Genomic DNA, 26,784 nt, shown 5'->3' on the forward strand with positions numbered 1-26,784 from the left:
CCCCTTTCTCCCGAAACTCGCAGACTTAGCGACGCAGACCCAGACGTTCGATCAGGGAAACATAACTCGCTACATCTTTACGCTTCAGGTAGTCCAGCAGCTTACGACGCGTGGATACCATACGCAGCAGACCACGACGACTGTGGTGATCTTTTTTGTGCTCGGAGAAATGACCTTGCAAATGGTTAATTTGAGCAGTCAACAGAGCAACCTGAACTTCGCTTGAACCGGTGTCATTGGCATCGCGACCGAAGTCAGCAACGATTTTAGCTTTCGCTTCAACACTTAGAGACATGATACAACTCCAAATATATAGATAAATTAAGACAGGCGCCGATCTCTAATTCAGCAACCCAATATGTAAGCCGCACTATTCTACTCTTTGAACTGCGGGATCGCAAGGAAGGCCTTGTGGCCTACTGTGTGTTTCCTGCTATTACACCTGCTACAACAGGGTTTGCACCATCCACATATTCAACAACCAAGCGTTTCGGAGCAACACGGCCATCTTCAGCAATCGTGCCGATACCAATGAAATTACGCTCTTCACCTTCAGTGATGCGAACCATCCCTTCACCAGGTGCTCCCGCTACATGTACTGGTTGCCCTTGTTTCACATAGGCCGCAACAGCAGGTAACAGATTGACTTCAGGGAAGTTTAACACCGCGCTATCCATTGGTAATAGCAACGCATCCAGTTCAACGTTTGGTGACCGCTCTTCTGCTTGCGCTGTTTCAACGATTGCAGTCAACTGTTCCAATGTCACCATACGGTCACTTGGATAAGTCGCCACTTGCAACCGACGCAGATAACTCACATGTGCGCCGCAACCCAGTAATTCACCTAAATCATCAATAATGGTACGAATATAGGTGCCTTTGGAACAGTGGATTTCCAGTTCCAATTCATTGCCTTCCCAGCGGATAAACAGCAGTTCGTAGACGGTAATACTGCGCGCCTCACGCTCTACTTCAATCCCCTGACGGGCATATTCATACAGAGGCTTGCCTTGATGCTTCAGCGCAGAATACATGGACGGCACCTGCTGGCTATCGCCACGGAAACTGTCCAACGCGGCATCCATCTGTGCCTGTGTGACATTAACTTCACGCTCGCTGATTAATGCGCCTTCGGCATCTGAGGTATCCGTGCGTTGACCTAAACGGGCAATCACCCGATAGCGCTTATCAGAATCGAGTAAGAATTGGGAAAACTTGGTCGCTTCGCCCAAACAGATAGGTAACATACCGGTCGCCAATGGATCGAGCGCACCGGTATGGCCTGCGCGGTTTGCGCTAAAGAGACGTTTTACTTTCTGCAAAACATCATTAGAGGAGAGGCCCAGCGGCTTATCCAATAACAGAACGCCGTTAATGTCACGGCCGCGACGACGTGGACGACCCATTACTTCTCCTCGTCGTTTCCTGGATTAACCTGACGTTCTACATCATTTTTGATGACATTAGTCACCAGGTTAGACATCCGCATCCCTTCAATCAGAGAATTATCATAAGCGAAGGTCAGTTCTGGCACGATACGCAAACGCATTGCTTTACCCAGCAGAGTACGGATATAACCGGAAGCATCTTGCAGCGCTTTAATGCCATTTTTTACTGTATCCGGATCAGCATTGTCAGTTAATACGTTCAGGAAGGTCACAAAGACTTTAGCGTAAGCCAAATCACGAGACAGTTCGATACCTGACACTGTTGCCATGCCAACACGAGGGTCTTTGATTTCGCGCTGTAAGATGAGTGCGATCTCTTTCTGCATTTCCTGTGAAACACGCTGAGAACGGCTGAATTCTTTTGCCATTTGGGATTCTCCAGACAATTTGGGGGGCCAAGGCCCCCCAAATGGATATAAGCAAATCAGAGGTGGTTAAGCGATGGTACGTTTAATTTCGATAATTTCGAAGACTTCGATCACATCGCCAGTACGGACGTCATTGTAGTTCTTAACGCCGATACCACATTCCATACCATTACGGACTTCGTTAACGTCATCTTTGAAGCGGCGCAGAGATTCCAGCTCGCCTTCATAGATAACCACGTTGTCGCGCAGAACACGGATTGGATTATTACGCTTAATCACACCTTCAGTAACCATACAACCAGCAATCGCGCCAAATTTCGGTGATTTAAATACATCACGAACTTCAGCCAAGCCGATAATCTGCTGTTTGTACTCAGGTGCCAACATACCACTCATTGCCTGCTTAACTTCGTCAATCAGGCTATAAATGACCGAGTAGTAACGCAGATCCAAGCCTTCGGTTTCAACAACACGGCGCGCTGAAGCATCAGCACGAACGTTGAAGCCAAGGATGATTGCGCCAGAAGCAGCTGCCAATGTTGCATCAGTTTCGGTGATACCACCAACGCCTGAGCCAACAATGCGTACTTTCACTTCATCGGTAGACAGTTTTTCCAGTGAATCACAGATAGCTTCACAAGAACCCTGTACATCAGATTTGATGACGATGTTCAGTTCAGAAACTTCACCTTCGGTCATGTTAGCAAACATGTTTTCTAGTTTAGATTTCTGCTGACGAGCCAGCTTAACTTCACGGAATTTGCCCTGGCGATACAGTGCAACTTCACGGGCTTTCTTCTCGTCACGAACAACAGTAACTTCATCACCGGCAGCAGGAACACTGGATAAACCAAGGATCTCAACTGGGATCGACGGACCAGCAGACGTGATATCACGGCCTAACTCGTCACGCATCGCACGTACACGGCCATACTCAAAGCCACACAGTACGATATCACCTTTGTTCAGCGTACCTTGTTGAACCAGCACGGTAGCTACAGGACCACGGCCTTTATCCAAGAAGGATTCGATAACAACACCGCTTGCCATGCCAGTACGAACTGCTTTCAGTTCCATGACTTCAGCTTGCAGCAGAATTGCTTGCAGCAAATTATCAATACCGGTACCGACTTTCGCAGATACCTCGATGAATGGAACATCGCCACCAAAATCTTCGGATATAATACCGTGTTGAATCAATTCAGTTTTAACGCGGCTTGGGTCAGCGGCTGGTTTATCAACTTTATTCACTGCAACCACAACTGGCACGTTCGCCGCTTTAGCATGCTGAATAGCTTCGATAGTCTGTGGCATCACGCCATCGTCGGCTGCAACAACTAGCACCACGATATCAGTCGCCTGAGCGCCACGGGCACGCATTGAAGTAAATGCGGCGTGTCCCGGAGTATCCAGGAAGGTGATCATGCCGTTTTCAGTTTCAACGTGATAAGCACCGATGTGCTGAGTAATACCGCCGGCTTCACCTGATGCCACTTTCGTGGAGCGGATGTAATCCAGCAGAGAAGTTTTACCGTGGTCAACGTGGCCCATGATGGTCACCACCGGAGCGCGGTGCTCGGCTGCAGCTTCAGCACCAGTATCACGGTCGCTCATCAGCGCTTCTTCCAGCTCGTTTTCACGACGCAGGATAACTTTATGGCCCATCTCTTCAGCAACCAGCTGTGCTGTTTCCTGATCGATAACCTGGTTAATGGTTGCCATTGCACCCAGTTTCATCATCGCTTTGATGACCTGAGAACCTTTAACCGCCATTTTGTTGGCCAGTTCAGCAACAGTTACCGTCTCGCCAATCACTACATCACGGTTAACGGCGACGACAGGCTTATTGAAGCTCTGTTGCAATGTGCTTGGTTTACGTTTGCCTTTACGGCCAACAGCACGTGCCTCTTCGCGATCAGCTTTAGACTCAGAGAGTTTATTGCCTTTCTTCTGTTTAGTCGCTTTACCACCACGGGTGCGGCTGCGGCGATCACCTTCAACTTTGGCGTCGTTTTCATCTTCCGCGGCGCGCGCATGTTGTGAGGTAGTTACATGGTAATCGGCAGATTCAGTCTGCTCAGCCACAGGTTCTGGCCATTTACCTTCATTTTCGGCTGCCATTTTACGGGCTTCCTCAGCAACGCGTTTAGCGTCTTCCTCGACCTTACGGCGTGTTTCTTCTTCTACTGAGCGTTTCAGCTCGGCAGCTTCAGCTTCACGGCGTGCTTTATCAGTCTGAGCTGGCTTGGTTTTTTCGTCGGTTTGTTGATTCGTCACTTTTTCTTTTTCCGCTGCTTGGCGCTTAGCTTTTTCAGCGGCCTCACGTTTGGCTTGTTCTTCGGCCGCACGTTTAGCTTTTTCTTCAGCGATTTTCTGCGCTGCTGCTTCCGCTTCACGTTGTGCCTGCTCTTCCGCTTCACGCTGTGCCTGCTCTTCCGCTTTCGCTTGTTCAGCTTCCGGCGTATTTACATAAGTGCGTTTCTTGCGGACCTCGATTTGCACCGATTTACTTTTTCCGCCGGTGCTCGGAATATTCAAGGTGCTACGCGTTTTGCGTTGCAGCGTGAGTTTATTAGGCGCACTACCGTGTTCACGGTTTAAGTGTGCCAGCAATGTTTCTTTTTCTTGCTGGGTAACTGAGTCTACTTCAGACTTCTTGATCCCTGCATCAGCAAATTGCTGTACCAAGCGATCAACTGGAGTCTGAATCTCATCTGCCAGCGATTTTACGGTTACATCTGTCATGCTGTTCCTTCCTGCTACAGTTTATTACGCGTTATCGCCAAACCAACAGATATTACGTGCGGCCATAATCAGCTCGCCGGCTTGCTCATCGCTAAGCCCTTCAATATCTGCCAGATCGTCGATACCCTGCTCGGCAAGATCTTCCAGCGTACACACACCGCGCGCAGCTAATTTAAATGCCATGCTACGTTCCAGACCGGCCAGATTCAGCAGGTCATCAGCGGGTTTTTGGTCGCCAAGACTTTCTTCTTGTGCCAGGGCCAGCGTGGTCAATGCAGCTTTGGCGCGATCACGCAGCGCTTCAACCGTATCTTCGTCAAGACCATCGATTTCCAGAAGCTCTTTCATTGGCACGTAAGCCAACTCTTCCAGAGAAGAGAAACCTTCCTCTACCAAGACGGTGGCAAAGTCCTCATCGATATCAAGATATTTGGTGAAGGTATCAATAGCGGCATGAGCCTCGGCCTGATGCTTCGCCTGAAGATCGTCCGCCGTCATTACGTTCAGTTCCCAGCCACTCAGCTGTGCTGCTAAACGTACGTTCTGACCATTACGGCCAATTGCCTGCGCCAGGTTACTGGCTTCAACGGCAACATCCATCGTGTGTTTGTCTTCATCAACCACAATTGACGCAACATCAGCTGGCGCCATGGCATTAATAACAAACTGGGCTGGATTATCATCCCACAATACAATATCAATACGCTCGCCGCCAAGTTCGCTGGAAACAGCTTGAACACGGGCACCACGCATACCAACACAAGCACCGACCGGATCGATACGTTTGTCATTGGTTTTGACCGCAATTTTAGCACGCGAACCAGGATCACGGGCAGCAGCTTTAATTTCGATCAATTCTTCGCCGATTTCTGGCACTTCAATGCGGAACAACTCGATCAGCATTTCAGGGCGTGAACGGCTGACAAACAGTTGAGCACCGCGAGCTTCTGGACGGACATCGTACAAAACACCACGGATACGGTCGCCTGGACGGAAGTTCTCACGCGGTAACATATCTTCACGGTTAATAACCGCTTCAGCATTATTACCCAGATCCAGTGCAATACTGTCGCGGTTAACTTTCTTAACCGTACCGGTCACAATCTCACCTAAATACTGGCGGAATTGTTCAACAACCATAGCACGTTCAGCTTCACGTACTTTTTGTACGATAACTTGCTTGGCGGTTTGGGTTGTAATGCGGTCAAAAGTGACAGATTCAATCTGATCTTCAACATAATCGCCCAACTGGAGCGAAGGATCTTCGTATTGAGCCGCTTCTAACGTAATCTCGCGGGTTGGCATCGTGACTTCGTCAACGGCAACCCAACGACGGAAGGTGTCGAAATCACCAGTTTTACGGTCAATGCTGACGCGAACTTCAATTTCTTGTTCGTATTTTTTCTTGGTCGCTGTCGCTAGAGCGGTTTCCAACGCCTCAAAAATCTTCTCGCGCGGAAGGGATTTCTCATTGGAAACTGCTTCTACAACAGCCAGAATCTCTTTGTTCATCCTAGTTGCCTCATCCAAACTTTAAAAGTGGGGTACCAGGTTCGCTTTCTGGATGTTGCTCAGCGCGAACACTTCATCTTTTCCATCCACAGTAACCGTGATCATTTCACCATCAACGGCTTTGATAATGCCCTGCCATTTACGGCGGTTCTGCATTGCCATACGCAAAACCAGAGTGACTTCTTCACCAAGGTAACGAGTATAGTGCTCAGCAGTGAACATTGGGCGTTCAAGGCCCGGAGAGGAAACTTCTAAGTTGTAAGCGACCGTAATGGGATCTTCTACATCCAAGACAGCGCTGACCTGGTGGCTGACATCAGCACAAGCATCAACAGTGATTCCGTCGTCACTATCAATATAGATTCGTAGCGTCGATTGGCGCCCCCGGATGAACTCAATGCCGACTAATTCATAGCCTAAGGCCTCAACCGGTGCTGAAATTATCTCTGTTAACTTTTGTTCTAATGTGGACAAGCCCACCCCCAAGACATAAAAAAAGGGCCTAATAGCCCAGTGATTCTGCTGTCAAATAACAAAAAACCCCGAAATTCGGGGCTTTATGCAACTGGACCCTGTTTGCCGCAAAGCGGCTTCGGTACAACTTTCTGACAAGTATTTTTTTCAAATTGAAATCGAAAGTATCTGAGGTCTACCGAATACAACATTTGAAAAAAAACACTTTAGGAAAGTGGTTGCGGGGGCCGGATTTGAACCGACGACCTTCGGGTTATGAGCCCGACGAGCTACCAGGCTGCTCCACCCCGCGTCCGAAAACGTGGCAAATATTACGTTGATAACGACAAAAAAGCAAGTTATCTGTCTGATTTGGTACCGAGGACGGGACTTGAACCCGTAAGCCCAATCGGGCACTACCACCTCAAGGTAGCGTGTCTACCAATTCCACCACCCCGGCACTGATTCAAATGGTTGTTTTTACTGTTTAAGTTTTCACAACCACTTTAAAACTTTCTTTCTCATTCTTACTACTGACTACTTTTGAAACATTACTGCGGGATATCACTACTCGGCTTAGCCGGCGCTACTGGTGCTGCAGTCTGCTCAGATTTCGCTGGCTGACCCAGATTTTCCCACTCGCTGCCTTTATTGCCCTGGTTGGTGCTCATATTACCCAAAATCAAGCTAATGACGAAAAACAGCGCCGCCAATACAGCCGTCATACGGGTCATAAAGTTACCGGAACCATTCGAACCGAACAGAGTTGCAGAAGCACCTGCTCCGAATGAGGCTCCCATATCCGCGCCTTTGCCTTGCTGTAACATGATCAGAGCAACTAGCCCAATCGAAATCAGCAAGAAAATAACCAGAAGAGCTTCGTACATAGTTGTACCTGTATCCTTGCGGGTTCACCGCATGCCAAATGCTTCTCACCCATCAAGCGGGGACTTATTCACCCACTTAAGCGGGTGTGAATACTAACCAAAGCGTCTAATACACGCAAGGGCAATTTCATTACATGGGTTCATTTGCAGAAAAAAACGCCAAGTTATTCAACTTCAGTGCAATTTACAGGGGAGAGCGACCTCTCCCTCAGCAAAAAAGTCATTAACCTGCTGCTTTCACTGCATCAGCAATCCGATTAGCCATTTCTGCAATCACTGATTCTGCGTCATCGCCCTCAACCATCACTCGGATTAATGGCTCAGTACCTGATTTACGTAACAGGACACGACCACGATCACCCAGTTCTTTTTCAACCTGACGGGTCACTTCTTCGACTGTCTCTGATTTCAGTGGATTATGATCGCCGGAGAAACGCACATTCACCAGGATTTGTGGTAACAATTTCATACCGCTACACAAATCATGTAAGGTCATATGGTTTCGTACCATTGCTGTCAGCACTTGCAGGCCAGCGACGATACCATCACCGGTGGTGGTTTTATCCAACAGAATCACATGACCGGAGTTCTCAGCCCCAATACGCCAGCCTTTTTCCTGCATAGCTTCCAACACGTAGCGGTCACCTACTTTGGCGCGAACAAATGGGATACCCAGCTCTTTCAAGGCTAATTGCAGCCCCATATTGCTCATCAAAGTGCCGACAGCACCGCCTTTCAGCTGGCCCTGACGCAAGCCTTCACGGGCAATAATGTAGAGGATTTGGTCACCATCAACCTTATTACCCAAATGATCGACCATCATCAGCCGGTCACCATCACCATCAAATGCCAGGCCAACATGCGCCTTCTCTGCAAGAACACGCTCTTGCAGCAAACGGACATCTGTAGCACCGCATTTTTCGTTAATGTTCATACCATCTGGCTCACAACCAATGGTTATCACGGTTGCCCCTAACTCACGTAATACACTTGGCGCAATGTGATAAGTTGCCCCATTGGCGCAATCGACCACAATTTTCAGTTCATTCAAACTGAGCTCGCTCGGGAATGTTCCTTTGCAAAATTCAATGTAGCGGCCCGCAGCATCCACAATGCGGTTAGCTTTACCTAATTCAGCAGACTCGACGCAAGTAAGTGGTTTTTCCATTTCGGCTTCAATGGCTTCCTCGACATCATCAGGCAGTTTAGTGCCATCAATTGAGAAGAACTTGATGCCATTGTCATAGAAAGGATTATGAGAGGCAGAAATAACGATACCGGCTTCTGCACGGAAAGTTCGCGTCAGGTAAGCGACCGCAGGGGTCGGCATAGGGCCGGTAAATGAGGCAGATAGCCCGGCAGCAGCTAAGCCAGCTTCAAGTGCAGACTCCAGCATGTACCCAGAAATACGCGTATCTTTACCAATAATAATTTTACGAGAACCATGTCGAGCCAGAACCTTTCCGGCGGCCCAGCCGAGCTTTAATACAAAATCTGGCGTAATCGGACTGTCACCCACTTTGCCGCGAATGCCATCTGTACCAAAGTATTTACGGTCGCTCATAATTTTTATTTATTCCTTCGCTGAAAGTGTTGCCTCGACGACTCGCATCGCCTCGACAGTTTCTTTGACATCATGCACCCTGACAATCTGTGCACCCTGCATGGCGGCAATAACAGCACAAGCCACACTACCGATAACCCGCTGTTGTGGTGGAACATTCAGCAGCTGACCGACCATTGATTTTCGTGACATCCCGACCAAAAGTGGCAACTCAAAATGGTGAAGTTCGGCCAAGCGTGCCAGTAGCTGATAATTATGCGCCAGATTTTTACCGAAACCGAAGCCTGGGTCGAGTAACAATTTACTTTTTGCGATACCAGCCGCAATACAGCGGTCAATGTTGTGCTTAAAAAACTGATTTACATCGGCCATCAGATCTTCGTAATGAGGGGACTGTTGCATACTCTGTGGCTGCCCTTGCATATGCATAAGACACACCGGTAACCCAGTTTTAGCCGCAGCTTCGAGTGCACCTGGCTCTTGTAATGAACGAATATCATTGATGAGATGAGCGCCCGCATGAGCCGACTCGGTGATTACCGCCGCTTTAGATGTATCGACAGATAACCAAACATCAAAACGTTTCGCCAGCGCCTCTACCACAGGCACAACCCGATCAAGTTCTTCTTGTTCACTGACTTCAGTAGCGCCTGGGCGGGTAGATTCTCCACCAATATCAATCAGCGTAGCACCGGCTGATAACATCCGTTCGGCGTGTTGTAATGCTTTATCAAGATCATTGTGGTGCCCACCGTCTGAAAATGAATCCGGTGTGACATTCAAGATACCCATTACTTGTGGGCGAGTGAGATCCAAAACCAGATCTCTGACCGTTAAATGCATGCGTTCGCGCCTTAAAGTGGCAATTCACTTCGATTCTATATACCCGTCATACTTAAAGTTACATGTGCATTGGCTACGTTCAATCACCCGAATTACTTACTCATATAAGCTCATCGGAATTATGAGCCTCATCAGAGGCCACCCTGCGGGCCAGCGCAAGCGCCGTTCAAAATGGTTTGCAACCAATTTGCCATTCACTTGCCACCTTCCTGTAACTCGAATTAGTTAGGGTATATATGACAATAAAAAAGAAAAACCCCGGGCAAGCCCGAGGTTTATATTAATCACAACGCTTTATACTCGGTCTACTTCAAGCTGCATGTGCGTTAGCTGCTCTCTCACCCGAATCATTGACTGGCGTCAACTTATCGGGATGATGAGCCTCATCAGAGACTCACCCTGCGGGCCAGCGCAAGCGCCGTTCAAAATGGTTTGCAACCAATTTGTCATTCACTTGCCGCTTTCCTGCAACTCGAATTATTTAGAGTATAGATGCCAACAGTAGACTTACTTATCGCCCAACTGTTCTGACATTGTATTGCCTGGCGTTGGTGTATGTGGCTCATCAACCGGCGTAGGTGCCTTTGGCGTACTATCGTTGTCCGGCGATTTAGTCTTGTTCGCATCATCCCAACCCGCTGGCGGGCGAACTTCTTTGCGATTCATCAAGTCATCAATCTGCGGTGCATCAATAGTTTCATACTTCATCAGCGCATCTTTCATGGAATGAAGAACATCCATGTTTTCTAACAGCAACTTACGTGCACGCTGATAGTTACGCTCAATAAGTAATTTAACTTCCTGATCGATAATACGCGCTGTTTCATCAGACATATGCTTGGCTTTCGCCACTGAACGGCCAAGGAATACTTCGCCTTCTTCTTCAGCATACAGCAGCGGCCCCAGCTTCTCGGAGAAGCCCCACTGAGTCACCATGTTACGCGCAATAGACGTAGCCACTTTGATGTCATTCGACGCACCGGTAGACACTTTTTCCGGGCCATAAATGATCTCTTCAGCAAGACGACCACCATACAAAGTCGAGATCTGACTTTCCAATTTCTGACGGCTTGCACTGATTGCATCACCTTCAGGCAGGAAGAATGTCACACCCAATGCACGACCACGAGGAATAATGGTCACTTTGTGTACTGGGTCATGTTCAGGCACCAAGCGACCAATGATCGCATGCCCTGCTTCATGATATGCCGTTGATTCTTTCTGCGCTTCGGTCATTACCATGGAGCGACGTTCCGCGCCCATCATAATTTTATCTTTCGCTTTCTCGAACTCAACCATGGAAACGACGCGCTTGTTACCGCGTGCGGCAAACAGTGCGGCTTCGTTGACCAGATTGGCCAGGTCAGCACCAGAGAAGCCTGGTGTACCACGAGCGATAACAGAAGCATCAATATCGATATCTAGTGGTACGCGGCGCATGTGAACTTTCAGAATCTGTTCACGCCCACGTACATCCGGTAAACCAACCACAACCTGACGGTCGAAACGGCCCGGACGCAGTAACGCCGGGTCAAGAACGTCTGGACGGTTAGTTGCCGCGATAACGATGATGCCTTCATTACCTTCAAAGCCATCCATCTCAACCAGCATTTGGTTCAGTGTCTGTTCACGTTCGTCATGACCGCCACCCAGACCTGCACCACGCTGACGGCCTACCGCATCAATTTCATCGATAAAGATGATACAAGGCGCAGCTTTTTTAGCCTGTTCAAACATGTCACGGACACGGGATGCACCCACACCAACGAACATTTCTACGAAGTCAGAACCCGAAATAGTGAAGAATGGCACTTTAGCTTCCCCTGCAATAGCTTTCGCCAGCAAGGTTTTACCTGTCCCCGGAGGGCCCACCATCAATACGCCTTTCGGAATTTTACCGCCCAGTTTCTGGAAACGGCTTGGCTCACGTAAGTATTCAACTAATTCACTGACTTCCTCTTTTGCTTCGTCGCAACCCGCCACATCAGCAAAAGAAGTTTTTATCTGATCTTCTGTCAGCATTCGGGCTTTGCTCTTGCCAAAGGACATTGCACCTTTGCCACCGCCGCCCTGCATTTGACGCATAAAGAAGATCCAGACCCCAATCAGCAACAGCATTGGGAACCAAGAGATAAAGATAGAGGCCAGCAAGCTCGGCTCTTCCGGTGGCTCGCCAACAACTTTCACATTTTTAGTCAATAAGGTATCTAACAGCTTTGGATCGTTGACCGGAATGAAAGTCGTATATTTGCTGTTATCTTTCTTACTAACGTTAATTTCACGTCCATTGATACGTGCTTCACGAACCTGATCTTGGGTTACGTCGGACATGAAAGTAGAGTAATCCACTCTACGGCCATTCGATTCGCTGGGTCCAAAGCTCTGGAATACAGACATCAATACGACTGCAATAACTAACCAGAGAATTAGGTTTTTCGCCATGTCACTCAAGGGATTAACCTCATATTACAACTGTGTTAACAAACAGCGTTAGGGTACTACAGTTTCCGCCCTGTCGCTACAATGTACACTTCACGCGATCGCGCGCGAGAAGCGTCTGGCTTACGAATCTTAACTTTCGTAAACAGGGAGCGAATTTCCCGTAGGTATTCGTCAAAGCCATCTCCCTGGAACACCTTCACTAGGAAATTTCCGCCTGGTGCTAGTACATCACGACACATATCTAAAGCTAATTCAACCAGATACATTGATTTAGGAATATCGACTGCCGGAGTACCACTCATATTCGGGGCCATATCACACATGACCACCTGAACCTTTTTATCCCCAACACGTTCAAGTAAAGCTTTCAGAACCAGTTCATCACGAAAATCGCCCTGAAGGAAATCGACACCAACGATAGGATCCATTGGTAGAAGATCACATGCGATGACCCGCCCTTTACCACCGATCTGGGTTACAACATATTGGGACCAACCACCAGGTGCTGCGCCTAAATCGACCACAGTCATACCCGGCTTAAAAAGCTTATCGCTCTGTTGTATTTCATCAAGTTTAAACCAGGCGCGGGAGCGTAGCCCCTTTTTCTGTGCCTGAATGACATATTTATCGCTAAAGTGTTCTTGTAACCAGCGACTGGAGCTAGCCGAACGCTTTTTATTAGACATCTCTTTTTCCAACTATCTTAATTAAGAGCCCGCGCATCTGTTGCTTAGCTCGCGTAAACTCCCTCTCGGCGTAGACCGATTTGGTGATACACATGAGATGGCGGTAGAATGAACCGTTTTCAATCCCAACTTAAGCAAAAAAGACGATGAATCTGAATAACAAACAAAAACAGCACCTGAAAAGCTTGGCCCATCCGTTAAAACCAGTAGTGATGCTAGGCAACAACGGGTTAACCGAAGGGGTGCTGGCTGAAATCGAACAAACGTTGGAACATCATGAACTTATCAAGGTGAAGATCACTGCAGAAGAGCGTGAAACCAAAGCTCTAATTGCTGATGCCATCGTGCGTGAGACCGGTGCCGTTAACGTCCAAATCATCGGTAATATTTTAGTGCTCTATCGTCCGGCAAAAGAGCGTAAAATTATTTTACCGCGTTAATGACGCTTGTTTTAGAGAAAAGGTGCCATGCACTTTGTTCTGATAAAAGGCCGCAAGCGGCCTTTTACTTTTCTTTACAACTTCATTTTTTATAAACAATGCGTACTTACTATTCAGATGAACAAGTATTACACATAATCTACGGTAAGAATTTCATATTCTACTTCGCCACCTGGAGTGCGAATAACAACCACGTCATCGACTTCTTTACCAATCAGGCCACGAGCAATAGGTGAGTTAACTGAAATAAGATTTTGTTTAAAATCAGCTTCGTCATCACCCACAATACGGTATTGCTGCTCTTCTTCAGAAACCACATTTAATACACGCACAGTGGCACCAAAAATAACGCGACCATTATTCGGCATTTTGGTGATATCAATCACCTGCGCATTAGAAAGCTTCGCTTCTATTTCTTGAATACGACCTTCACAGAACCCTTGCTGCTCGCGGGCTGCATGATATTCTGCATTTTCTTTTAAATCGCCATGTTCACGAGCAGTAGCGATATCAGCAATAATTTTAGGGCGGCGAACGCCTTTTAAATAATCCAGTTCTTCGCGCAGTTTCTCTGCGCCATTTACCGTCATCGGAATCTGTTTCATCTTTTAAATACCTCTAAATCTGTCCTGTTCAAAAAACCGTCATCCTAACGTTTTCGAATGAAAATGCGGTTAGCCAGACACCCTACCCGCCTCCAGGCGATAAACAAAAAAAATCACCCCGGAGCCAAAACCCCAAGTCAGGATCAATTTTGCATTTTGATATGCATTTTAACGTAGAGTTCCTTTAGGGTCATCGTTTACTTTCGCCCTCGTTGCACCGTAGTATGGCAACACGTTATTCAGCAGTTATACCGAAATTATGCATTTTTCACGAATTGTCAGTGGATTGGCCTGTGCTATTGCGATCAATATCAGCATATCTAACGCCAATGCGGCTCAGGTCGAGAATTACACACAATATCTGCCTGATGGGGCAAATCTTGCGTTAGTCGTACAAAAAATCGGGGCTACAACGCCAGCAATAGACTATCACGCTCAGCAGATGGCATTGCCTGCCAGTACGCAAAAAGTCCTGACTGCGCTGGCGGCATTATTGCAACTTGGGCCAGATTTTCGCTTCAATACCACATTGGAAAGCCACGGCACGATTAGTGATGGGATTTTACGTGGCAATTTGATAGCACGTTTTGATGGCGACCCCACTTTAACACGCCAGCAATTGCGTAATATGGTCGCGACATTGAGAAAGTCAGGCGTAAAACAAATCGCCGGTGATTTGATTATTGATACGTCGGTGTTTGCCAGCCATGACAAAGCTCCAGGCTGGCCATGGAACGACATGACACAGTGCTTTAGTGCGCCGCCTGCGGCCGCGATTGTCGATCGTAACTGTTTTTCTGTCTCTCTTTATAGCGCACCGAATCCAGGTGACATGGCATTTATCCGAGTCGCATCTTATTACCCGGTGCAAATGTTTAGTGAAGTTCGCACCTTAGCAAAAGGTTCGCCTGATGCGCAATATTGCGAATTAGATGTAGTGCCTGGCGAATTAAACCGATTCACTCTTACCGGCTGCCTAACGCAGCGCAGTGAACCGCTACCCTTAGCCTTTGCAGTACAAAATGGGGCCAGCTATGCCGGTGCTATTTTGAAAGATGAATTAAAAAAAGCTGATATCCAAATTGATGGCAGTTTACGCCGCCAGACGACACCCAATGCCGCTGGAACCGTGTTAGCTCAAGCTCAATCAGCGCCGCTACATGACTTGCTGAAAATCATGTTGAAAAAGTCTGACAACATGATTGCTGATACCGTATTTAGAACTATTGGTCATCAGCGTTTTGGCGTACCGGGGACATGGCGCGCCGGTGCTGATGCTGTGCGCCAGGTATTGCGACAAAAAGCAGGTGTGGATCTGGGGAACAGTATTGTCGTGGATGGGTCGGGCTTATCACGTCATAACCTTATTTCACCGGCAACCATGATGCAGGCCTTACAGTATATAGCACAGCATGATCAAGAACTTAACTTCATTTCAATGCTGCCATTATCAGGCTACGACGGCACACTACGCTACCGTGGTGGACTGCACGAAGCGGGTGTTGACGGCAAAGTTTCAGCTAAAACCGGCGCATTACAAGGCGTCTACAATTTGGCTGGATTTATTACTACCGCCAGTGGGCAACGCATGGCTTTCGTGCAATTCTTGTCAGGCTATGCGGTGCCACCAGAAGATCAAAAAAATCGCCGCGCACCCTTGGTACGTTTCGAAAGCCGGCTGTATAAAGATATTTATCAGAACAACTAAAAACGATGAAACTACTGATTGTCGAAGATGATGAACTACTGCAACGAGGAATAGCTATGGCGCTGACCAGCGGGGGCTATGCCTGCGACTGTGCTGGCACCGCGGCACAAGCGCATAGTTTGTTACTCTCCAGTCAGTACAGCATGGTTATTCTCGATCTCGGTTTACCGGATCAGGATGGCGCAGTATTGCTGCGTCAATGGCGACGCCAGCACATCACGCTACCCGTGCTCATCCTCACTGCTCGTGATGCCCTTGAGGATAGAGTTGATGGACTGGATGCCGGTGCTGACGATTATCTGATAAAACCCTTTGCTCTGGCAGAATTATTGGCTCGTGTACGAGCGCTTATCCGCCGCTATCAAGGGCAAAGTGATAATCTGATACAGCAAGATGACCTAAGCCTCAACCTATCAACACAGCAAGTGTGTTTGCAGGGTCAGCCGCTGGAAGTCACACCGAAAGAATTTGCGATTTTGTCACGTTTAATCATGCGAGCGGGTCAAACCGTCAATCGTGAGTTGTTGCAACAAGATCTGTATACTTGGAGTGACGATCTTGGCTCCAATACGCTGGAAGTACATATCCATAATCTGCGGCGTAAATTGGGTAAGGATCGGATCCGAACAGTTCGGGGTATTGGCTATCGGCTGGAAGCACTATAATGATCAGTATGCGGCGCCGTCTCATTTTAATGTTAGCGTTAATATTACTGATTACCCAGTTGATCAGTGCATTTTGGTTGTGGCATGAAAGCCAAGAACAAATTAGCTTTTTGGTCGATGAAACACTGAGCGCCAAAGTGCGTAATGAACGGGTTGATACTGAAATAGCCGAGGCCATAGCCTCACTTCTTGCACCGTCACTCATTATGATGACAATTACTCTGCAGCTTTCTTTTTGGGCCATCAGTTGGATAATTCGACCGCTGGATCAATTACAGCAGAAATTGGCTGAGCGCTCCGCAGATAACCTGACCCCTGTCGTGGTAAATAGTGACATGCAAGAAATTGTCTCTGTGACTTCTACCCTTAATCAATTGCTATCCCGACTCTCCAATACCATTGCACAAGAGCGCCTGTTTACCGCCGATGCGGCACACGAGCTACGTACCCCTCTTGCCGGTATCCGGCTGCATCTTGAATTAATGGAACAACAAGGTATTGCTGAAAGTAAGTCCCTTATCAGCAGAATTGATTTATTGATGCATACCATTGAACAGCTATTGATGCTGTCGCGGGCAGGTCAGAATTTTGCCAGTGGCCTTTATCAGACATTGGATTGGATAGAGAACGTGGTGCAACCACTGAAAGAAGAGCTGGGAGAAATGTGTGCTCAACGTCAGCAAATCCTACGTTGGGAACTCCCCGCTGATGCTCAAACTCAGGGCGATGCTACATTGCTGCGTTTAATGCTGCGTAATCTGGTTGAAAATGCACATCGCTACAGCCCGGTCGGTAGTCAAATTTCAGTCAAACTGTCCTCTGAAGCGCAGGGCACGCTGTTGCAAGTCATGGATGAAGGGCCAGGAATAAAGCAGGAACAAGCAGGTGAACTGACGCAGGCATTTCGCCGAATGGACCAACGCTATGGCGGCAGCGGCTTAGGGCTGAATATTGTGATCCGAATTGCCCAACTACACCAAGGCAGGCTAACCCTGGAAAATCGTTCTGACCGTTCAGGGCTAAAAGCACAATGCTGGATACCGGCGATCACACACAGCTAGACGGATTTACTCATAACAGCATTCCTCTTGCAAACAAAAGAGCCACCACGAATGGCAGCCCTTGTTCACATCCTACTTCACTGACGTGCAGCTACTGAGAAACTTAACGTTCGTAGATGAACTCTACGCCGTCATCATCTTCTTCGTCCCAATCATCGTCGTCTTCTGATTCTGCTTCAGCTTCCACTTCAGCCAGTTGTTCACGATGATAATCGTCCCACATGAATTCAACTTTTTCTGGCGTGCTTTCAGCAATAGCCATCGCTTTAGGTTGTGAGTTCAGGAAGTTCATTACATCCCAGCATAAGGCGTTCACGTTATCGCGATTTGCAGCTGAGATCATATAATACTTATCTTCCCATCCCAGAGCTTCTACGATGGCCTTAGCACGTGCTTCAGCTTCTTCCGGCCCTACCAGGTCAATCTTGTTGAAAACAAGCCAGCGTGGCTTCTGGGCAAGATTTTCGCTGTATTGTTGTAGCTCATTAATAATGATTTTGGCATTTTCTACCGGATCAGATTCATCGATCGGGGCCAAATCCACTAAATGCAACAGTACGCGGCAACGTTCCAAATGTTTGAGAAAACGAATACCTAAACCAGCACCATCAGAAGCGCCTTCAATCAGACCTGGGATATCAGCTACCACAAAGCTCTGCTCGTGATCCATACGAACCACACCTAGACTTGGGATCAGCGTAGTAAATGGATAATCAGCAACTTTTGGTTTAGCAGCAGAAACAGCACGAATAAAGGTTGATTTACCCGCATTCGGTAAACCCAACATTCCCACATCAGCCAATAACAGCAGCTCCAGCATCAGCTCACGAGTTTCGCCTTCCGTCCCCATAGTTTTCTGACGAGGTGCGCGGTTTACTGAGGATTTGAAACGGGTATTACCCAGCCCGTGGAAACCGCCTTTTGCCACCATCAGGCGCTGACCGTGGCGAGTCATATCGCCAACAATCTCACCGGTACCTTGATCCAGTACTCGAGTACCAACAGGGACTTTAATGGTGATATCTTTACCGCGTTTACCAGTACAGTCACGGCTCTGACCATTCTCACCGCGCTCAGCCCGGAAAGACTTCACAAAGCGATAGTCAATCAGTGTGTTGAGGTTTTCATCAGCCAGCAGGTAAATATCACCGCCGTCACCACCATCACCACCGTCAGGGCCACCATTAGGAATATATTTCTCGCGACGGAAACTGACACAACCGTTACCACCGTCACCGGCTACAACCAAAATTGTAGCTTCATCTACAAACTTCATTTACTTTCTCCGTAAATCATTCACCGAGCTGCTATTTTTGCGCAGCAACCCGATTTATTTCTGTCCGACGTGGCCACCAACGGTGCCCAATTGCGGAAAACATTGCACCTGCCACTACCACGAATGCGCCTACGTATCCCACAAAGTTGAGAGATGGTGCGGCGAACATATCTGGCCAGGCCAGCGCCAATAAAATTGAAAAAAACAAGGTAAACAGCGGCGTCAGTGTGACGAGTGCGCTTACCTGCGCGGCCTGCCAGCGCGCCATGGCTTCAGCCAAAGCCCCATAACCAACCAGAGTATTAACCCCACAGAACAGTAAACAGGCAAACTGCCACCCATTTAGCTGAAAGATAACGGCGGGCTTTGCTAATGGGAATAATGTGATTGCACATAAAGTGTACAACAATAATAGGATTTGTTGCGATGCCATACGCCTCAATAGCACCTTCTGGGCAACACCATAGCTGACCCAGACAACCGCAGCACAGACCCCTAATGCCACGCCAAGGGTATAATCAGTCATGCGGGTAAAGAGTTCATGCAAACTAGTATTAAAAAATAACAGTAGCCCACAAATCAGCATGACCGCACCAATAACCTGGGTGATGCGCATCCGCTCTTTTAAAATCAGCACACTGGCAACCATCATCCCTACCGGCGAGAGTTGCCCGATAACCTGAGATGTGGTCGGGCTGAGATATTGTAATGATGAGCTGAAGAAGATGAAATTCCCCAGCAAGCCACAAGTCGCAACTATCAGTAATACTAGCCAGCGACGTTGGCGAAAAAGTTTAAGAGAAGGCAACTGACGACGTGAAGCCAGAATAATCCCCAAGCCGATAGTCGCCATCATAAAGCGATACCAAACAATGGTATAAGGTTCCATGACCTCAAGTACTTGCTTCATTGCAATCGGCAAGGCACCCCAGAATACGGCAGTGGTTAGTGCCAAAAAAATACCTAAACCAGCCTGCTGCTTCGTATCCATTTTTTACCAGGGGGGTTAACCCAGAAATGTAAAAAGCCCCGCAACGAAATTGCAGGGCTTACATCTATTTACAGGACGCGAAAAACTTATTCAGCTTCGATGCTGATAAATTTACGGTTTTTCGGGCCTTTAACTTCGAACTTGACTTTACCGTCTTTCAAAGCAAACAGAGTGTGGTCTTTGCCGCAACCTACGTCGATGCCTGCATGGAACTTAGTGCCACGCTGACGAACGATGATGCTGCCTGCCAAAACTGCTTCGCCGCCAAAACGTTTTACGCCAAGACGTTTACTTTCGGAGTCACGACCGTTACGAGTCGAGCCACCAGCCTTTTTATGTGCCATTTATCCGCTCTCCTAAATCTTAAGCGCTGATACCGGTGATTTTAACATCAGTGAACCACTGACGATGACCTTGCTGCTTACGGTAATGCTTACGACGACGGAATTTAACAATCTTAATCTTCTCGCCACGACCGTGAGCAACGACTTCAGCCTTAACCACGCCACCGACAACTAAAGGAGCGCCGATATTGATTTCTTCACCGTTAGCAATCATCAGAACTTGGTCAAACTCAACAGCTTCACCAGTTGCGATGTCCAGCTTTTCCAGGCGAATGGTTTGACCTTCGCTTACTCGGTGTTGTTTACCACCACTTTGGAAAACCGCGTACATATAAAACTCCGCTTTCCGCGCACTCCACTTTTGTAGTCCAGAGCGCACTATAAATATTCACAATAGGGCGCGAATTCTACGCAAAAATGTAGTGAATGACAAGTATATAATCAGCTCAAGAGAAGAAAAAAAGCACAGTTTCTTACATCTCGTTTATTTGATGGATTTTTCAAGTACAATCATAGTCTCAGGGAACGTCATGTAATAATGTGGGCGGTAATCTCGTCGCAGTTAAAGAGAAAAATAGCTGAATATAACAATGAACCTAGAAAAGATTATCGACTTAACCGCGCCAGATATGGCGGCTGTAAACACAACCATTCTCGATCAATTGAACTCTGATGTTGTTCTCATCAATCAATTGGGCCATTACATTATTAGTGGCGGTGGGAAACGTATCCGTCCAATGATCGCTGTTCTGGTGGCTCGAGCGCTTGGCTATCAAGGCACTAAACATATTACGGTCGCGGCATTGATTGAATTTATCCATACAGCCACTCTGCTGCATGATGATGTCGTCGATGAATCAGATATGCGCCGTGGTAAGGCTACAGCCAATGCCGCCTTTGGTAATGCTGCCAGTGTATTGGTGGGCGACTATATCTATACGCGCTCATTCCAGATGATGACCAGCCTTGAATCGCTGCGTGTTCTTACATTGATGTCAGCCGCAACCAACGTGATTGCGGAAGGCGAAGTCTTGCAGTTAATGAACTGCAATAATCCTGACATCACTGAAGAAAACTATATGCAGGTCATTTACAGCAAGACAGCCCGCTTGTTCGAAGCAGCTTCGCAGTCGGCAGCAGTCTTGTCCGATGCGACTGAAGAGCAGGAACTCGCCTTACAGAATTATGGCCGCTATCTGGGCACGGCTTTTCAGCTTATCGATGATCTTCTGGATTACAGTTCAGATGGCACCACTCTGGGTAAAAATACCGGTGATGACCTGAACGAAGGCAAACCAACCCTCCCTTTGCTGCATGCAATGCACAATGGGACGCCAGAGCAAGCCGCAATGATTCGGCAAGCCATTGAAGAAGGTAATGGCCGCCATTTACTTGAACCCGTATTAGATGCAATGCAGCAGTGTGGCTCACTCGACTATACCCGTCAGCGTGCTGAAGAAGAGGCAGACAAAGCCATTGCTGCTTTGCAGGTTCTCCCTGAAAGCGATTATCGCCTGGCTTTAGAAGGTTTGGCTCACATTGCTGTACAACGTTCATTTTGAGAAATTTTCTGGAAACTCCGGTATCATCGCCGGAGTTATCCATTAGCAACAATCCCTGCACTAATCCGTCGTCAACCGCTCTATCAAGCTTTTAGCGCCCTCACGAAAAATAAACGTAATGACTTGCTCACGTTCAGCCTCGGTAAAATGATAATACGCTTCAACCCAGAGAACCAGCGGGTCCTGTCGTGTTGTCGTATATTGAGCAGGATCTTCCCTTAACTGTAATGAATTCAGTATGGTGGGAGGTAAACTTTCAATATGATACTCGACAGCCTTGCCTTGAACACCACGGCGGCGGCGCTGTTCCCATCCCTCACGTTTAGCCATGAGGTTAACTCCTTGTGGTGATGACGGTAGCCCATCAAGACCTGCCAATTCCTTAGCGGCAAACCACTCTTTTTTCATGGTGTTGCTTCCTAATATGCGTTACGACACAAAAAAGGAATATTTAGAAAACATTTAAAATCTTTCAGAAAATAAATGTTAGAATACTTCTAAATGATTACTTTCTGTTCACCGTACGATTAACAATGTACCGTTATTTATATCACTAACACGCCAGCGGCTTAGAAAAAAAAAGGATTAAAGATGATTTTAAGGAAATCTGATTGGCACCCAGCCGACATCATTGCGGCACTACGTAAAAAAGACACCACTCTGGCAGCAGTCTCTCGAAAAGCAGGTTTAAGCTCATCCACGCTTGCTAATGCGCTAACTCGGCCTTGGCCTAAGGGGGAATGGTTGATTGCAGAATGTCTGGAAATTCATCCTTCTGAAATTTGGCCGACACGCTATTTTGACTTAAAAACCGGTGCACTTCTCGACCGAAAAGTGAGAATAAGACAACCTATAACCGAAGCATAAAAAAACCGCCAATAAACTGCATCGGCGGTTGATGGTGTCATTCTAGGGGCTACTATAGCCCCTACTACACTGATTTATTTGACGAACTGCTCGCCTAACTCAATATCTTTATGCAGAACATCTAGCATACTTTCCAATGCTTGTTGTTCAAAAGCACTCAGTTTGCCGATATCTTTCCGTTCGGCTACGCCATCTTTACCCAATAGAATTGGCTGAGCAAAGAAGCGGGCATACTTGCCATCACCTTCAACGTAAGAACATTCCACAACATTGCTTTCGCCTTGTAAGGCACGAACCAAAGAAAGACCAAAACGTGCAGCTGCTTGCCCCATAGACAGGGTCGCTGACCCGCCACCGGCTTTTGCTTCAACAACTTCAGTACCTGCATTCTGGATACGCTTAGTCAGATCAATAACTTCTTGTTCTGTGAAGCTGACACCTGGAATTTGTGAAAGCAATGGAAGAATGGTCACACCTGAATGGCCGCCAATAACTGGTACTTCGATATCCTGAGGTTGCTTACCTTTCAGTTCTGCAACAAAGGTATTTGAGCGGATAGTATCGAGGGTCGTAATACCGAATAATTTGTTTTTATCGTAAACACCGGCTTTTTTCAGCACTTCTGCCGCAATAGCAACGGTTGTATTCACTGGGTTAGTAATGATACCAATTAAGGCTTTCGGGCAAGTATGCGCGATTTGCTCAACCAGATTACGAACAATACCCGCGTTCACATTGAACAGATCTGAGCGATCCATGCCAGGTTTACGTGCGACACCCGCAGAGATCAGAACAATATCTGCCCCTTTCAGGGCCGGGGTAGCATCTTCCCCGCTGAAACCTTTAATGTTAACAGCCGTTGGGATATGGCTCAGATCAACCGCAACACCAGGAGTCACTGGCGCGATATCATATAATGAGAGGTCTGAACCTGAAGGAAGCTGGGTCTTGAGTAGAAGAGCGAGGGCCTGGCCGATACCACCAGCGGCACCGAGAACTGCAACTTTCATCCTATACTCCTTATTATATTTAATTTAAATTTGCCGTGAATTCATCTATTTACGAACCTTAATTTATTGCGATTTTAAACACAATCTATTAACAGTCAGATTGAGATATCGCGCATCAAAAAGGCACATAAAGTTTGTCTATTTTAGATTAAATCGCTTATTCATTAATGATATAGCGCACATTATTCTAAAGTTCTTCTCAGTATTCATGACAGGTTAATCGGCGGTTACATTACACCCTTCCTTTACATCAAAACAACATCATTTTAATAACATTTTAGCTACTCAGTACAAATGTTAAATAAAGCTGATTTAGCATAATCGTAACAGGCGAGTAGGGTTGAAATTTCAGCACACCTTGATATCAGTGCTTTTATCACCAATACTCCATAGTCATGTTGAATAAAAATTCATTTATATGCATAATAATCCTATTCACTATTGACTGTTCAGGGCATAAAAAATGCGTAACCCCGCCAAACAAGAAGATCTTATCAAGGCGTTTAAAGCGCTATTGAAAGAAGAGAAATTCAGTTCTCAAGGTGAAATCGTTTTGGCCTTACAGGAAGAAGGCTTTGAAAATATTAACCAGTCCAAAGTTTCTCGCATGTTGACCAAATTTGGTGCGGTCAGAACGCGTAATGCAAAAATGGAGATGGTTTATTGTTTACCGGCTGAATTAGGTGTTCCGACAACCAGCAGCCCACTAAAGAACTTGGTATTAGATGTCGATTATAACGATTCGGTAGTAGTGATTAACACCAGCCCAGGCGCGGCCCAATTGATCGCACGTCTACTGGACTCATTAGGTAAAGCGGAAGGTATTCTAGGCAGCATTGCCGGTGACGATACTATTTTTACCACACCAGCCAGAGGTTTCACTGTCGAACAGTTACACGAGGCCATCCTCCGTTTGTTCGAACAAGAGCTTTAATTTTCCGCGAATTTATAGATGCGGCCTTATATGCCGCATTTTCTTATTTGGTACACGTCTACCTTATTAGCCCTAAATACCTCGCAATAAACAGGGCATCAGACTGCCTCATCTATTTAAAATCACTTAATACCCCTGCTTTTATTCTATTTATGGTCAAAGTCACCATACTCTTTCGCACTTTTAGTCAAAAACACTTATCGTATTGAAAAAACACTATTTTTTCTTAAACCTACTGTTTTTTAATCAATTTTTATTCCTTTTCGTTCTTAAAAAGTAATAACTCACGATAAAGTGACATTAAATATTATTAGCGAGCTATTAATATTCTTAGTTACTAGATGTATACTCATTTTCGTGACGTAAATCACACTTCTTGTGAAGTGATAAAAAATAAATAGAGGCAATAACATGAAAGTTAAAACTACTATCGCAACAATGAGCATTCTATCTGCACTGTCATTTGGTGTTTTTGCAGCTGATTCAATCAGTGAAAATCAAGCCGCTAACTTACAGCCAATGGGGACTATTACCGTCAGCGGCCTGAATGGTGCACCTTCTGATATTCGCCAGGCACTGTCTGATAAAGCCGATGCAATGGGCGCTAAAGCTTACAAAGTGATTGAAGCTCGCGAAGAGAACAACTGGCATGCCACTGCCAAGATCTACCAGTAACTATAAGAAATGAAAGTAAATGCCCCGTAATAAGGGGCATACTTTCTATTTTAGGTTTTCCATGTTTCGATGGTTTATTCAATAGGTTGAACATTAAGACAAAGATGAATTCTCGGACTATTGAATAGAGTACTCATTGGAAATGATATTGATTTAATGGATGTATTAGATCACTACCGCAACAGAATAATCCCGGGTCGTCTATCCGACGAATCCTTTTACCCCCGCTATGCGGGGGCTTTTTTTATCCTGCTTACTCCTGAGACTGAACCTCATGCTCTGCTTTTTGACTCAAAGCACTCAATAGTTTGTCGTGAATACCACCAAAACCGCCGTTACTCATCACCAGAATGTGATCCCCTGGTTGAGCTGTTTTAACAACCATATCAACTAACGCATCAATATCAGCACTCCAATACGCTGGCTGAATACAGGCTTCGGCAACTTCGACGACTTGCCATGGAATATGCTGCGGCTGGAACAGGAATACTTCATCAGCACGACCTAAAGATGGAGCCAATTCGTTTTTACACATCCCCAACTTCATGGTGTTAGAACGTGGCTCCAGTACGGCCAGAATTCGTGCTGTTCCGCCGACTTTACTGCGCAACGCCGCCAGTGTGGCAAGAATTGCCGTTGGATGATGGGCAAAATCATCATAAACCGTGACACCATGGGCTTCACCGCGTAATTCCAGCCGGCGACGGGCATTAATAAAATCCCCCAGCGCCCGACAAGCATCTGCCGGTAGCACGCCCACATGACGGGCTGCAGCAATAGCCATCAAGCCATTATGCATATTATGCTCACCCACCAATGGCCAACTGACCTCGCCCACTAATTCATTGTCAAGGAACACTTCAAAGACACTGGCATCTACCGCAACTTTACGTGCAAACCAGCTGCCTGTTTCACCCACCAGCTCTTGTTCGCTCCAGCAGCCCATCGCCATCACTTGTTTTAAGTGATTATCATTATCCGGAACAATGATTTTGCCCGTCCCTGGAACTAAGCGCACCAGATGATGGAATTGCTTCTGAATGGCTTTAAGGTCATCAAAGATATCCGCATGGTCAAACTCAAGGTTATTCATTACCAAAGTTCTTGGGCTGTAATGAACAAATTTGGAACGCTTATCAAAGAAGGCGCAATCATATTCATCAGCTTCAATGACAAAGAATGGGCTATTTCCTAAACGAGCTGAAACATCGAAATTACCAGGCACACCACCAATCACAAAACCCGGCTCATAACCGCAAGCTTCCAGAATCCAAGCTACCATCCCTGCAGTAGTGGTCTTGCCATGTGTACCGGCGATTGCCAATACCCAGCGCCCCGGTAAAACATAGTCATGCAGCCATTGTGGACCAGATACATACGGGATGCCTTGTTCCAATACTGCTTCAACGCAAGGATTACCACGGGTCATGGCATTGCCGATGATAACGAGATCCGGTACTGGATCCAGTTGAGCCGGGTCATATCCTTGGATCAAGTCGATCCCTTGATTCTCCAGCAATGTGCTCATCGGCGGATATACGTTAGCATCCGATCCCGTCACTTCATGACCTAATGAACGGGCGAGCATAGCCAAGCCGCCCATGAAAGTGCCGCAGATACCTAATATGTGAATGCGCATAAATTTTCCGTATTAATAGCTTCGAGTTTGTCACCATTCTACCGCTCAGAATCAAAGAG

General features: G+C 46.8%; 27 protein-coding genes and 2 tRNA genes. 8 read left to right on the top strand and 21 right to left on the bottom strand.

Going from position 1 to position 26,784, the window contains the following annotated elements; translation table 11 throughout:
- Positions 1–25 precede the first annotated feature (25 nt).
- The 13 genes from rpsO to rlmE form a co-directional block, all read right to left on the bottom strand.
- Positions 26–295 carry a 30S ribosomal protein S15 gene (gene rpsO / locus ACF3VQ_RS18555; protein WP_005156269.1) on the bottom strand — a complete coding sequence of 90 codons (270 nt, stop codon included), beginning with the start codon at positions 293–295 and terminating at the stop codon, positions 26–28.
- A gap of 121 nt (positions 296–416) precedes the next feature.
- The gene (gene truB / locus ACF3VQ_RS18560) at positions 417–1,406 is read right to left on the bottom strand and encodes a tRNA pseudouridine(55) synthase TruB (RefSeq protein WP_392432489.1); all 990 of its coding nucleotides are present in this window, start codon (positions 1,404–1,406) and stop codon (positions 417–419) included.
- The gene (rbfA, locus tag ACF3VQ_RS18565) at positions 1,406–1,816 is read right to left on the bottom strand and encodes a 30S ribosome-binding factor RbfA (protein ID WP_032816249.1); all 411 of its coding nucleotides are present in this window, start codon (positions 1,814–1,816) and stop codon (positions 1,406–1,408) included. Before rbfA ends, truB begins: the two co-directional genes overlap by 1 nt.
- 66 nt (positions 1,817–1,882) lie before the next feature.
- Positions 1,883–4,561 carry a translation initiation factor IF-2 gene (gene infB / locus ACF3VQ_RS18570; RefSeq protein WP_392432490.1) on the bottom strand — a complete coding sequence of 893 codons (2,679 nt, stop codon included), beginning with the start codon at positions 4,559–4,561 and terminating at the stop codon, positions 1,883–1,885.
- 24 nt (positions 4,562–4,585) lie between these two features.
- Positions 4,586–6,073: a transcription termination factor NusA gene (gene nusA / locus ACF3VQ_RS18575; protein ID WP_005156278.1), complete on the bottom strand. Its 1,488-nt coding sequence runs from the start codon at positions 6,071–6,073 to the stop codon at positions 4,586–4,588.
- 21 nt (positions 6,074–6,094) lie between these two features.
- Entirely contained in the window at positions 6,095–6,547 is a 453-nt protein-coding gene (gene rimP, locus ACF3VQ_RS18580) for a ribosome maturation factor RimP (protein ID WP_005156279.1), read from the bottom strand.
- 215 nt (positions 6,548–6,762) lie between these two features.
- A tRNA-Met gene (locus ACF3VQ_RS18585) sits at positions 6,763–6,839 on the bottom strand.
- Between the two features lie 60 nt (positions 6,840–6,899).
- Positions 6,900–6,986 (bottom strand) — tRNA-Leu (locus tag ACF3VQ_RS18590).
- A 91-nt stretch (positions 6,987–7,077) separates the two neighbouring features.
- Complete coding sequence (secG, locus tag ACF3VQ_RS18595) at positions 7,078–7,413, bottom strand: preprotein translocase subunit SecG (protein WP_392432491.1); 336 nt, start codon at positions 7,411–7,413, stop codon at positions 7,078–7,080.
- Between the two features lie 223 nt (positions 7,414–7,636).
- Positions 7,637–8,977 (bottom strand): phosphoglucosamine mutase, encoded by a 1,341-nt coding sequence (glmM, locus tag ACF3VQ_RS18600; RefSeq protein ID WP_392432492.1) that lies wholly within the window; start codon positions 8,975–8,977, stop codon positions 7,637–7,639.
- A gap of 9 nt (positions 8,978–8,986) precedes the next feature.
- The gene (gene folP, locus ACF3VQ_RS18605; RefSeq protein ID WP_392432493.1) at positions 8,987–9,820 is read right to left on the bottom strand and encodes a dihydropteroate synthase; all 834 of its coding nucleotides are present in this window, start codon (positions 9,818–9,820) and stop codon (positions 8,987–8,989) included.
- Positions 9,821–10,327: 507 nt separating this feature from the next.
- On the bottom strand, positions 10,328–12,262 hold the full coding sequence (ftsH, locus tag ACF3VQ_RS18610) for an ATP-dependent zinc metalloprotease FtsH (RefSeq protein ID WP_392432494.1): 1,935 nt from the start codon (positions 12,260–12,262) through the stop codon (positions 10,328–10,330).
- A 56-nt stretch (positions 12,263–12,318) separates the two neighbouring features.
- Positions 12,319–12,948 (bottom strand): 23S rRNA (uridine(2552)-2'-O)-methyltransferase RlmE, encoded by a 630-nt coding sequence (gene rlmE, locus ACF3VQ_RS18615; RefSeq protein WP_013649143.1) that lies wholly within the window; start codon positions 12,946–12,948, stop codon positions 12,319–12,321.
- Positions 12,949–13,094: 146 nt separating this feature from the next.
- Between rlmE and yhbY the strand changes: the two genes are divergently transcribed.
- Positions 13,095–13,388: a ribosome assembly RNA-binding protein YhbY gene (gene yhbY, locus ACF3VQ_RS18620; RefSeq protein ID WP_004389225.1), complete on the top strand. Its 294-nt coding sequence runs from the start codon at positions 13,095–13,097 to the stop codon at positions 13,386–13,388.
- A 128-nt stretch (positions 13,389–13,516) separates the two neighbouring features.
- On the opposite strand, the gene greA is transcribed toward yhbY, so the two are convergent.
- Positions 13,517–13,993: a transcription elongation factor GreA gene (gene greA, locus ACF3VQ_RS18625; RefSeq protein WP_005156286.1), complete on the bottom strand. Its 477-nt coding sequence runs from the start codon at positions 13,991–13,993 to the stop codon at positions 13,517–13,519.
- Positions 13,994–14,252: 259 nt separating this feature from the next.
- Between greA and dacB the strand changes: the two genes are divergently transcribed.
- The 3 genes from dacB to pmrB are packed head-to-tail and all read left to right on the top strand — an operon-like array spanning position 14,253 to position 17,427.
- Positions 14,253–15,701: a serine-type D-Ala-D-Ala carboxypeptidase gene (dacB, locus tag ACF3VQ_RS18630; protein ID WP_005175403.1), complete on the top strand. Its 1,449-nt coding sequence runs from the start codon at positions 14,253–14,255 to the stop codon at positions 15,699–15,701.
- Positions 15,702–15,706: 5 nt separating this feature from the next.
- Positions 15,707–16,366 (top strand): two-component system response regulator PmrA, encoded by a 660-nt coding sequence (gene pmrA, locus ACF3VQ_RS18635; protein ID WP_392432495.1) that lies wholly within the window; start codon positions 15,707–15,709, stop codon positions 16,364–16,366.
- Entirely contained in the window at positions 16,366–17,427 is a 1,062-nt protein-coding gene (pmrB, locus tag ACF3VQ_RS18640) for a two-component system sensor histidine kinase PmrB (RefSeq protein ID WP_392432496.1), read from the top strand. Before pmrA ends, pmrB begins: the two co-directional genes overlap by 1 nt.
- 103 nt (positions 17,428–17,530) lie before the next feature.
- Here the strand turns inward: pmrB and cgtA are convergent, their stop codons facing one another.
- The 4 genes from cgtA to rplU form a co-directional block, all read right to left on the bottom strand.
- The gene (cgtA, locus tag ACF3VQ_RS18645) at positions 17,531–18,703 is read right to left on the bottom strand and encodes an Obg family GTPase CgtA (RefSeq protein WP_392432497.1); all 1,173 of its coding nucleotides are present in this window, start codon (positions 18,701–18,703) and stop codon (positions 17,531–17,533) included.
- Positions 18,704–18,734: 31 nt separating this feature from the next.
- Positions 18,735–19,694 (bottom strand): DMT family transporter, encoded by a 960-nt coding sequence (locus tag ACF3VQ_RS18650; RefSeq protein ID WP_392432498.1) that lies wholly within the window; start codon positions 19,692–19,694, stop codon positions 18,735–18,737.
- Positions 19,695–19,780: 86 nt separating this feature from the next.
- Positions 19,781–20,038 (bottom strand): 50S ribosomal protein L27, encoded by a 258-nt coding sequence (gene rpmA / locus ACF3VQ_RS18655; RefSeq protein ID WP_004699897.1) that lies wholly within the window; start codon positions 20,036–20,038, stop codon positions 19,781–19,783.
- 19 nt (positions 20,039–20,057) lie between these two features.
- Positions 20,058–20,369 (bottom strand): 50S ribosomal protein L21, encoded by a 312-nt coding sequence (gene rplU / locus ACF3VQ_RS18660; protein WP_004699896.1) that lies wholly within the window; start codon positions 20,367–20,369, stop codon positions 20,058–20,060.
- A 259-nt stretch (positions 20,370–20,628) separates the two neighbouring features.
- Between rplU and ispB the strand changes: the two genes are divergently transcribed.
- Positions 20,629–21,600 carry an octaprenyl diphosphate synthase gene (ispB, locus tag ACF3VQ_RS18665; RefSeq protein ID WP_392432499.1) on the top strand — a complete coding sequence of 324 codons (972 nt, stop codon included), beginning with the start codon at positions 20,629–20,631 and terminating at the stop codon, positions 21,598–21,600.
- A gap of 60 nt (positions 21,601–21,660) precedes the next feature.
- Here the strand turns inward: ispB and ACF3VQ_RS18670 are convergent, their stop codons facing one another.
- A complete protein-coding gene (locus tag ACF3VQ_RS18670; protein WP_019080695.1) occupies positions 21,661–22,008 on the bottom strand; it encodes a DNA-binding protein in 348 nt (115 codons plus the stop codon).
- Between the two features lie 183 nt (positions 22,009–22,191).
- Between ACF3VQ_RS18670 and ACF3VQ_RS18675 the strand changes: the two genes are divergently transcribed.
- A complete protein-coding gene (locus tag ACF3VQ_RS18675) occupies positions 22,192–22,467 on the top strand; it encodes a helix-turn-helix domain-containing protein (protein ID WP_392432500.1) in 276 nt (91 codons plus the stop codon).
- A 74-nt stretch (positions 22,468–22,541) separates the two neighbouring features.
- Here the strand turns inward: ACF3VQ_RS18675 and mdh are convergent, their stop codons facing one another.
- Positions 22,542–23,477 carry a malate dehydrogenase gene (gene mdh / locus ACF3VQ_RS18680; RefSeq protein WP_392432501.1) on the bottom strand — a complete coding sequence of 312 codons (936 nt, stop codon included), beginning with the start codon at positions 23,475–23,477 and terminating at the stop codon, positions 22,542–22,544.
- Positions 23,478–23,940: 463 nt separating this feature from the next.
- Here mdh and argR point away from each other — a divergent pair, with 463 nt between their 5' ends.
- Positions 23,941–24,411 carry a transcriptional regulator ArgR gene (gene argR, locus ACF3VQ_RS18685; RefSeq protein WP_004389210.1) on the top strand — a complete coding sequence of 157 codons (471 nt, stop codon included), beginning with the start codon at positions 23,941–23,943 and terminating at the stop codon, positions 24,409–24,411.
- Positions 24,412–24,822: 411 nt separating this feature from the next.
- The gene (gene yhcN / locus ACF3VQ_RS18690; RefSeq protein ID WP_392432502.1) at positions 24,823–25,086 is read left to right on the top strand and encodes a peroxide/acid stress response protein YhcN; all 264 of its coding nucleotides are present in this window, start codon (positions 24,823–24,825) and stop codon (positions 25,084–25,086) included.
- A gap of 253 nt (positions 25,087–25,339) precedes the next feature.
- Here yhcN and mpl read toward each other — a convergent pair whose 3' ends face one another.
- Positions 25,340–26,725, bottom strand: coding sequence for a UDP-N-acetylmuramate:L-alanyl-gamma-D-glutamyl-meso-diaminopimelate ligase (gene mpl / locus ACF3VQ_RS18695; RefSeq protein ID WP_392432503.1), 1,386 nt, complete (start codon positions 26,723–26,725; stop codon positions 25,340–25,342).
- Between the last annotated feature and the right edge of the window lie 59 nt (positions 26,726–26,784).

The organism is Yersinia fenwicki (genome assembly GCF_043099325.1).
Lineage (GTDB): Bacteria > Pseudomonadota > Gammaproteobacteria > Enterobacterales > Enterobacteriaceae > Yersinia.